The sequence below is a fragment of the Streptomyces sp. NPDC049577 genome, from assembly GCF_040675635.1.
GTDB lineage: Bacteria > Actinomycetota > Actinomycetes > Streptomycetales > Streptomycetaceae > Streptomyces.
Map to the genome: position 1 here is coordinate 1 of NZ_JBFAPH010000281.1, position 8,169 is coordinate 8,169.

Sequence of the window (8,169 nt, forward strand, 5' to 3'; positions counted from 1 at the left end):
GGCCCGGCCGTTGTCATGGGTGCGGAAGGGGCTACTTCACCGGCTCCGGGTCCGGCTCCGGAGCCGTCGCGTTCTCGCCGTCACCGTCACCGTCGCCCTCCGGGGCGGCCGGGGTCTTGACGGAGTCCAGCAGCAGCTGGGCCACGTCCACGACCTGGATCGACTCCTTGGCCTTGCCGTCGTTCTTCTTGCCGTTGACCGAGTCGGTCAGCATGACGAGGCAGAAGGGGCAGGCGGTGGAGACGATGTCGGGGTTGAGCGACAGCGCCTCGTCGACACGCTCGTTGTTGATGCGCTTGCCGATGCGCTCCTCCATCCACATGCGCGCGCCGCCGGCGCCGCAGCAGAAGCCGCGCTCCTTGTGGCGGTGCATCTCCTCGTTGCGCAGGCCCGGCACCTTGGCGATGATCTCGCGCGGCGGGGTGTAGACCTTGTTGTGGCGGCCCAGGTAGCAGGGGTCGTGGTAGGTGATCAGGCCCTCGACCGGGGTGACGGGGATCAGCTTGCCCTCGTCGATGAGGTGCTGCAGCAGCTGCGTGTGGTGGATGACCTCGTACTCGCCGCCGAGCTGCGGGTACTCGTTCGCGATGGTGTTGAAGCAGTGCGGGCAGGTCGCGACGATCTTCTTCTTGGACTTCGGCTTCTTCGTCGACTCGTCCTCCGAGTCCTCGCCGAACGCCATGTTGAGCATCTCGACGTTCTGCTGGCCGAGCTGCTGGAAGAGGAACTCGTTGCCCAGGCGGCGCGCGGAGTCGCCCGTGCAGGCCTCCTCGCCGCCCATGATGGCGAACTTCACGCCCGCCATGTGCAGCAGCTCGGCGAAGGCCTTCGTGGTCTTCTTGGCGCGGTCCTCCAGGGCGCCGGCGCAGCCGACCCAGTAGAGGTAGTCGACCTCGGTGAGGTCCTCGACGTCCTTGCCGACGACCGGGACCTCGAAGTCGACCTCCTTGGTCCACGCGAGGCGCTGCTTCTTGGCCAGGCCCCAGGGGTTGCCCTTCTTCTCCAGGTTCTTGAGCATCGTGCCCGCCTCGGACGGGAAGGAGCTCTCGATCATCACCTGGTAGCGGCGCATGTCGACGATGTGGTCGACGTGCTCGATGTCGACCGGGCACTGCTCGACGCAGGCGCCGCACGTGGTGCAGGACCACAGCACGTCCGGGTCGATGACGCCGTTCTCCTCCAGCGTGCCGACCAGCGGGCGCTCGGCCTCGGCGAGAGCCGCCTTCGGCACCCCGGCGAGCTGCTCCTCGGTGGCCTTCTCCTCGCCCTCCGCGGACTTGCCGCCACCGGCGAGCAGGTACGGCGCCTTGGCGTGCGCGTGGTCGCGCAGCGACATGATCAGCAGCTTGGGGGAGAGCGGCTTGCCGGTGTTCCAGGCGGGGCACTGCGACTGGCAGCGGCCGCACTCGGTGCAGGTGGAGAAGTCGAGGATGCCCTTCCAGGAGAACTCCTCGATCTTCGAGACGCCGAAGACGTCGTCCTCGCCCGGGTCCTCGAAGTCGATCGGCTTGCCGCCGCTCGTCATCGGCTGCAGCGCGCCGAGCGCCACGTCGCCGCTCGCCTCGCGCTTGAACCAGATGTTGGGGAAGGCCAGGAAGCGGTGCCAGGCCACGCCCATGTCGGTCTTCAGCGAGACCGTGATCATCCAGATGAAGGACGTCGCGATCTTCAGGCCCGCGAAGAAATACGTCAGGTTCTGGAGCGTGGAGACGTCCAGCCCCTCCAGCCCCGAGACGACCGGGTACGAGACGAAGAACGAGGCCTCGTAGCCGTCCACGTGGTGCTGGGCGCCCTCCAGCGCGTGCAGCATGAAGATGCAGACGCCGACGATGAGGATGACGGCCTCGACGAAGTACGCCTGGCCGAAGTTGGAGCCGGCGAAGCGGGACTTGCGGCCCGCCTTGCCCGGCCTGCTCAGCTGCCGGATGACGATGAGGGCCAGGATGCCCAGCGTCGTCATCGTGCCGAGGAACTCGACGAAGACGTTGTACGGGGCCCAGTCACCGATGATCGGCAGGATCCAGTCGGCCTTGAACAGCTGGCCGATGGCGTTGACGATCGTCAGCAGCAGTGAGAAGAAGCCCACCGCCACGAACCAGTGCGCCACACCGACGACGCCCCACTTGTTCATGCGGGTGTGGCCGAGGAACTCCTTGGCCACCGTGACGGTGCGCTGCGCGGGGTCGTCGGTCCGGGAGCCTGCGGGGACGGGCTGGCCGAGCCGCACGAAGCGGTAGAGCTGCAGGAGGGCACGGCCGAACAGCGCGACGCCGACCGCGATGAGAACCAGCGACACGATGATCGCGGCGAGTTGCATGGGAGGGCTCCTCGGACCTGCGAGAGCGGAGAATCAAGAATTACTAGGTAGTAACTTTTTCAGTCTCCGCCGACATTACCCAGTATTCACGGGCCCCTGAACCCGACCTGCCGGTGATCTGCGTCGCCCAGGCGACCCTTCCCCTCGCCTTCCCCCTCCCGTTCTCCTCCCCTCGGCGCCCCGCCCGTGCGCATCGGACCAGGTGGGGCCCGGATCCCCGGTAAGCGCCGCATAAAAGCTGAGCGTGATCGACTCAAGTCTGTTGACAGGTTCGTTCCGGTGTTGCACCCTTGAGCCTGTTCCACTCAAGTCAGCTGGAGGAATCGACATGGCACGTGCGGTCGGCATCGACCTGGGTACGACGAACTCCGTCGTCAGTGTTCTCGAAGGCGGTGAGCCCACCGTCATCACCAATGCCGAGGGCGCCAGGACCACGCCGTCCGTCGTCGCCTTCGCCAAGAACGGTGAGGTGCTGGTCGGCGAGGTCGCCAAGCGCCAGGCCGTCACCAACGTCGACAGGACCATCCGGTCGGTCAAGCGCCACATGGGCACCGACTGGAAGATCAACCTGGACGGCAAGGACTTCAACCCCCAGCAGATCTCCGCCTTCATCCTCCAGAAGCTGAAGCGCGACGCCGAGGCGTACCTGGGCGAGAAGGTCACGGACGCGGTCATCACCGTCCCGGCGTACTTCAACGACTCCGAGCGCCAGGCCACCAAGGAGGCCGGCGAGATCGCGGGTCTGAACGTCCTGCGCATCGTCAACGAGCCCACCGCGGCCGCCCTGGCCTACGGTCTCGACAAGGACGACCAGACCATTCTCGTCTTCGACCTCGGTGGCGGCACCTTCGACGTCTCGCTGCTGGAGATCGGCGACGGCGTCGTCGAGGTCAAGGCCACCAACGGTGACAACCACCTCGGTGGTGACGACTGGGACCAGCGCGTCGTCGACTACCTGGTCAAGCAGTTCGCCAACGGCCACGGCGTCGACCTGTCCAAGGACAAGATGGCCCTCCAGCGCCTCCGCGAGGCCGCCGAGAAGGCCAAGATCGAGCTGTCCTCGTCCACCGAGACCACGATCAACCTGCCCTACATCACGGCGTCCGCCGAGGGCCCGCTGCACCTGGACGAGAAGCTCTCCCGCGCCCAGTTCCAGCAGCTGACCGCGGACCTGCTGGAGCGCTGCAAGACCCCGTTCCACAACGTGATCAAGGACGCGGGCATCAGCCTCGGCGAGATCGACCACGTGGTCCTCGTCGGCGGTTCGACCCGTATGCCGGCCGTCGCCGAGCTCGTCAAGGAGCTGACCGGCGGCAAGGAGGCCAACAAGGGCGTCAACCCGGACGAGGTCGTCGCCATCGGCGCCTCGCTCCAGGCCGGTGTCCTCAAGGGCGAGGTCAAGGACGTCCTGCTGCTCGACGTCACCCCGCTGTCCCTCGGCATCGAGACCAAGGGCGGCATCATGACCAAGCTCATCGAGCGCAACACCACGATCCCGACCAAGCGCTCGGAGATCTTCACGACGGCCGAGGACAACCAGCCGTCCGTGCAGATCCAGGTCTACCAGGGCGAGCGCGAGATCGCCGCGTACAACAAGAAGCTCGGCATGTTCGAGCTGACCGGTCTCCCGCCGGCCCCCCGCGGCGTCCCGCAGATCGAGGTCTCCTTCGACATCGACGCCAACGGCATCATGCACGTGACCGCGAAGGACCTGGGCACGGGCAAGGAGCAGAAGATGACCGTCACCGGCGGCTCCTCGCTGCCGAAGGACGAGGTCGACCGCATGCGCGAGGAGGCCGAGAAGTACGCGGAGGAGGACCACCGCCGCCGCGAGGCCGCCGAGACCCGTAACCAGGGCGAGCAGCTCGTCTACCAGACGGAGAAGTTCCTCAAGGACAACGAGGACAAGGTCCCGGCCGAGGTCAAGACCGAGGTCGAGACGGCCGTCGCCGAGCTGAAGGAGAAGCTCAAGGGCGAGGACTCCGCCGAGATCCGCACCGCGACCGAGAAGGTCGCCGCGGTGAGCCAGAAGCTCGGCCAGGCCATGTACGCCGACGCCCAGGCCGCGCAGGGTGCCGCCGCCGGTGCCGAGGGTGCCGCCGCCGGTGCCGGCCAGGCCAAGGCCGAGGACGACGTGGTGGACGCCGAGATCGTCGACGACGAGAAGCCCAAGGGTGGTGCCGCGTGACGGAGGAGACCCCGGGCTTTGACGAGAACGAGAAGCCTGAAGGCACTTCCGACGCCGCCGAATCCGACGACGCCGCGCAGGGCGCCGGGTCCGCCGACAAGGCGGGCCCGGCCCCGGCCGGCCCCTCGGGACATGAGGAACTGGTCGAGGTAGGCCTCCAGGCGCAGCTGGACCAGGCCCAGGCCGCGCTCAACGAGCGCACCGGGGACCTCCAGCGGCTCCAGGCCGAGTACCAGAACTACCGTCGCCGCGTGGAGCGGGACCGGGCCACGGTCAAGGAGATCGCCGTCGCGAACCTCCTGTCCGAGCTCCTCCCCGTCCTCGACGACATCGGCCGCGCCCGTGACCACGGCGAGCTCGTCGGCGGCTTCAAGTCCGTCGCCGAGTCGCTGGAGACGATCGCGGCCAAGATGGGCCTGCAGCAGTTCGGCAAGGAGGGCGAGCCCTTCGACCCGCTGGTGCACGAGGCCCTGATGCACAGCTACGCGCCCGACGTCACGGAGACGACGTGCGTGCAGATCCTGCAGCCGGGGTATCGCATCGGCGAGCGCACGATCCGCCCCGCGCGGGTCGCCGTCGCCGAGCCGCAGCCGGGCGCCCAGCCCAAGGCCGAGGACGATGCGCCGGACGAGGAGAGCGGTGGCCCGGACAAGGGCTGACGCACAGCGGGCAACCGTCAGGACACGGGAGGAGGGACGTCGAGGATGAGCCTGAGCAGGGACTTGCTGGAAAAGGATCTGTACAAGGTCCTCGGCGTCCCCAAGGACGCCACCGAGGCGGAGATCAAGAAGGCGTACCGGAAGCTCGCCCGCGAGTACCACCCGGACGCCAACAAGGGCGATGCCTCGGCCGAGGAGCGCTTCAAGGAGATCTCCGAGGCGAACGACGTCCTGGCCGACCCCAAGCGCCGCAAGGAGTACGACGAGGCGCGCGCCCTGTTCGGCAACGGAGGCTTCCGTGCCGGGCCGGGCGCCGGCGGCTCGTTCAACTTCGACCTGGGCGACCTCTTCGGGGGCGCCCAGGGCGGCCCCGGGGGCGGCGGCTTCGGCGGGGGCCTGGGCGATGTCTTCGGCGGCCTGTTCAACCGCGGCGGCACCCGCACCCAGCCGCGCCGCGGCCAGGACATCGAGTCCGAGGTGACGCTCAGCTTCACCGAGGCCGTCGAGGGGGCCACCGTGCCCCTGCGGATGTCCTCCTCCGCGGCGTGCAAGACCTGCGCCGGCACCGGCGACAAGAACGGCACCCCGCGCGTCTGCCCGACCTGCGTCGGCACCGGCCAGGTCTCGCGCGGCACCGGCGGCGGCTTCTCGCTGACCGACCCCTGCCCCGACTGCAAGGGTCGCGGGCTCATCCCCGAGAACCCCTGCGACGTCTGCAAGGGCAGCGGCCGCGCCACCTCCGCCCGCACCATGCAGGTCCGCATCCCGGCCGGTGTCTCCGACGGCCAGCGGATCCGGCTGCGCGGCAAGGGCGCCCCGGGCGAGCGCGGCGGCCCCCACGGCGACCTCTACGTCGTCGTGCACGTCGGCGCCCACCCCGTCTTCGGACGCAAGGACGACAACCTCACCGTCACCGTGCCCGTCACCATCGTGGAGGCGGCCCTCGGCGGCGAGATCCGGGTCCCGACCCTCGGCGGCCCGCCCGTCACCCTCAAGCTGCCCGCCGGCACCCCCAACGGCCGCACGATGCGCGCCCGGGGCAAGGGCGCGGTACGCAAGGACGGCACCCGCGGCGACCTCCTGGTCACCGTGGAGATCGCCGTCCCGAAGGACCTCGACGACAAGGCCCGCGAGGCCCTGGAGAACCTCCGGGCCGCCACCGCCGGCGAGGATCCGCGAGCAGAGCTGTTCCAGGCCGCGAAGGGAGCGTGACCCCATGGAAGGCACCGGCCGGCGCCGCAGCAACCCCTACGAGCTGACCGACGATTCCCCCGTCTACGTCATCTCCGTGGCGGCCCAGCTGTCGGGCCTGCATCCGCAGACCCTGCGCCAGTACGACCGCCTGGGGCTGGTCTCCCCCGACCGCACCGCCGGCCGCGGCCGCCGCTACTCCGCCCGCGACATCGAGCTCCTGCGCCAGGTGCAGCAGCTCAGCCAGGACGAGGGCATCAACCTCGCGGGCATCAAGCGCATCATCGAGCTGGAGAACCAGGTCGCGGCGCTGAGCGCCCGTGTGGCCGAACTCCAGTCCGTGGTCGAGGGCGCCGCCGCGGCGATGCAGCAGCGCGAGGCCGCGGTCCACGCCTCGTACCGGCGCGACCTGGTCCCGTACCAGGACGTCCAGCAGACGAGCGCGCTCGTCGTCTGGCGCCCGAAGCGGGACCGCTAGCGCTCGGCTTCCGGGGCTCTTGAAGGCCCGTCACCCACTCGGGTGGCGGGCCTTCTGTCGATCTCGCACCAGACGGCCTTCGACGGCGCGCCGTACGCGTCCCGCGCGAGCGGGAAGAAGTCCCACCGGTCCGCGAGCGCCCGCACCAGCATCAGCCCCCGCCCGGCGTACGGGTCGGGCGGCGCAAGGAGCTGTTCGAGCGTGCGGACGCGCCTCCGTTCACGGCGTTCATTCATGAGGCGGCGCTGCGTATGAAGGTCGGCGACCGCAAAGTGGCACGCGAACAACTCGACTTCATCGTGGCGGCCTCCGAGCGGCCCGGCATCGACGTCAGAATCGTGCCGTTCTCCGCCGAGGGTTTCGTCTGCATGGGTTATGCGATGCAATACCTGACGAGCAGCGTCCCGAAGCTCGACACCGTCCAGGTCGACCACGTCCACGGCAGCGTCTTCCTTGACGCCGAGGACCAGCTTGAGCGCTACCGGGCCGTTCAGCGAACACTTGAGCGCTTCGCCCTGGGGGTCGAGGCGAGCCGAGACTTCGTCCTGGGCGTCGCGAGAGAACTGTGAGGGGTGCCGAGATGCGGGTGTGGCGGAAGAGTTCCTTCTCCGGGACCGGCCCGGACAACAACTGCGTGGAGCTGGCCGCGCCGGTGGCCGGCGCCATAAGAGTGCGCGAAAGCGACGCCCCCGGTGTCGTCCTCACCGCCACCCCCCGCGCGCTCGACGCGCTCATACGTGTCGCCGGCTCCGGCGGCTTGATGCCACGTCAGCGGTAGGTTTGCGACACTCCCACCGCCCCACCGGCCCTCGCCCCGTCCCCTTCCTACCGCGCCCCCCGGTTATCCACAGGCCTGGCAGCCCTGCCCCCGCCACGGGACACTCACCCCGTGACGGGGGAGGAGGGCGCGGCCCTGCGGGCGCTGGCTCGTGCGCATGGGGGAGTCGTGGTCACCGCGCGCGTCCTGGCGGACGCGGGTGCCGGGTGGACGCGGCGGCGGTTGAACCGGGTGTTCGTCAAAGAGGGGTGGCGGCAGCTGTGGGGCGGGGTGTGGGTGGAGCCGGGGCGGGCCGTGGACGCCGGCGTCCTCGTGTGGGCCAACCAGCTCTCGCACCCGCAGCTCGTGGTGAGCCACTGGTCGGCGGCCGTGGCGCACGGGATCGAGGTGTTGCGGGAGCGGGTCGACCTCATCGGACCGCCCGGGAGCCGGGCCAATGTGCGGGGCGGGCGGTTGCACCGGCTGGCGCTGGGGCCTGGGGACGTCGTGACGCGGGGCGGGCTGCCCGTGACGGCCGCTGTCCGGACCGTGGCCGTCCTGCTGCGGGCCGGGCCGAGG

Annotated in this window: 8 protein-coding genes and 1 pseudogene; 7 read left to right on the top strand and 2 right to left on the bottom strand. The window is 69.5% G+C overall.

All coding sequences use genetic code 11. The annotated features are described in order from the left end of the window. Window positions 1-31: 31 nt before the first annotated feature. Window positions 32-2,317, bottom strand: coding sequence for a (Fe-S)-binding protein (locus AB0K09_RS25310; protein ID WP_366067681.1), 2,286 nt, complete (start codon window positions 2,315-2,317; stop codon window positions 32-34). A 328-nt stretch (window positions 2,318-2,645) separates the two neighbouring features. Here AB0K09_RS25310 and dnaK point away from each other — a divergent pair, with 328 nt between their 5' ends. Genes dnaK through AB0K09_RS25330 form a run of 4 tightly spaced genes read left to right on the top strand, consistent with a single transcriptional unit; the run spans window position 2,646 to window position 6,833 of the window. Then, window positions 2,646-4,505 (top strand): molecular chaperone DnaK, encoded by a 1,860-nt coding sequence (gene dnaK / locus AB0K09_RS25315; RefSeq protein ID WP_366067682.1) that lies wholly within the window; start codon window positions 2,646-2,648, stop codon window positions 4,503-4,505. Continuing rightward, window positions 4,502-5,164 carry a nucleotide exchange factor GrpE gene (gene grpE / locus AB0K09_RS25320; RefSeq protein WP_366067683.1) on the top strand — a complete coding sequence of 221 codons (663 nt, stop codon included), beginning with the start codon at window positions 4,502-4,504 and terminating at the stop codon, window positions 5,162-5,164. Before dnaK ends, grpE begins: the two co-directional genes overlap by 4 nt. 45 nt (window positions 5,165-5,209) lie before the next feature. Then, on the top strand, window positions 5,210-6,376 hold the full coding sequence (dnaJ, locus tag AB0K09_RS25325; RefSeq protein ID WP_366067684.1) for a molecular chaperone DnaJ: 1,167 nt from the start codon (window positions 5,210-5,212) through the stop codon (window positions 6,374-6,376). 4 nt (window positions 6,377-6,380) lie between these two features. Next, window positions 6,381-6,833, top strand: a complete 453-nt coding sequence (locus AB0K09_RS25330) for a helix-turn-helix domain-containing protein (RefSeq protein WP_366067685.1) — start codon at window positions 6,381-6,383, stop codon at window positions 6,831-6,833. On the opposite strand, the gene AB0K09_RS25335 is transcribed toward AB0K09_RS25330, so the two are convergent. Further along, window positions 6,830-7,069, bottom strand: coding sequence for a hypothetical protein (locus AB0K09_RS25335; protein WP_366067686.1), 240 nt, complete (start codon window positions 7,067-7,069; stop codon window positions 6,830-6,832). The genes AB0K09_RS25330 and AB0K09_RS25335 overlap by 4 nt on opposite strands. Here AB0K09_RS25335 and AB0K09_RS25340 point away from each other — a divergent pair. The 3 genes and pseudogenes from AB0K09_RS25340 to AB0K09_RS25350 form a co-directional block, all read left to right on the top strand. Further along, window positions 7,064-7,402 (top strand): Scr1 family TA system antitoxin-like transcriptional regulator, encoded by a 339-nt coding sequence (locus AB0K09_RS25340; RefSeq protein WP_366067689.1) that lies wholly within the window; start codon window positions 7,064-7,066, stop codon window positions 7,400-7,402. The genes AB0K09_RS25335 and AB0K09_RS25340 overlap by 6 nt on opposite strands. A gap of 11 nt (window positions 7,403-7,413) precedes the next feature. Next, window positions 7,414-7,611, top strand: a complete 198-nt coding sequence (locus tag AB0K09_RS25345; RefSeq protein WP_366067688.1) for a DUF397 domain-containing protein — start codon at window positions 7,414-7,416, stop codon at window positions 7,609-7,611. Between the two features lie 111 nt (window positions 7,612-7,722). Then, window positions 7,723-8,169, top strand: a pseudogene (locus AB0K09_RS25350) (hypothetical protein); the annotation flags it as partial.

What these genes read in the sequence shown, in the direction of transcription:
- AB0K09_RS25310 (WP_366067681.1), bottom strand. Translation starts at nt 2,317, where the DNA reads ATGCAACTCGCCGCGATCATCGTGTCGCTGGTTCTCATCGCGGTCGGC.
- dnaK (WP_366067682.1), top strand. Translation starts at nt 2,646, where the DNA reads ATGGCACGTGCGGTCGGCATCGACCTGGGTACGACGAACTCCGTCGTC.
- dnaJ (WP_366067684.1), top strand. Translation starts at nt 5,210, where the DNA reads ATGAGCCTGAGCAGGGACTTGCTGGAAAAGGATCTGTACAAGGTCCTC.
- AB0K09_RS25330 (WP_366067685.1), top strand. Translation starts at nt 6,381, where the DNA reads ATGGAAGGCACCGGCCGGCGCCGCAGCAACCCCTACGAGCTGACCGAC.
- AB0K09_RS25335 (WP_366067686.1), bottom strand. Translation starts at nt 7,069, where the DNA reads ATGAATGAACGCCGTGAACGGAGGCGCGTCCGCACGCTCGAACAGCTC.
- AB0K09_RS25345 (WP_366067688.1), top strand. Translation starts at nt 7,414, where the DNA reads ATGCGGGTGTGGCGGAAGAGTTCCTTCTCCGGGACCGGCCCGGACAAC.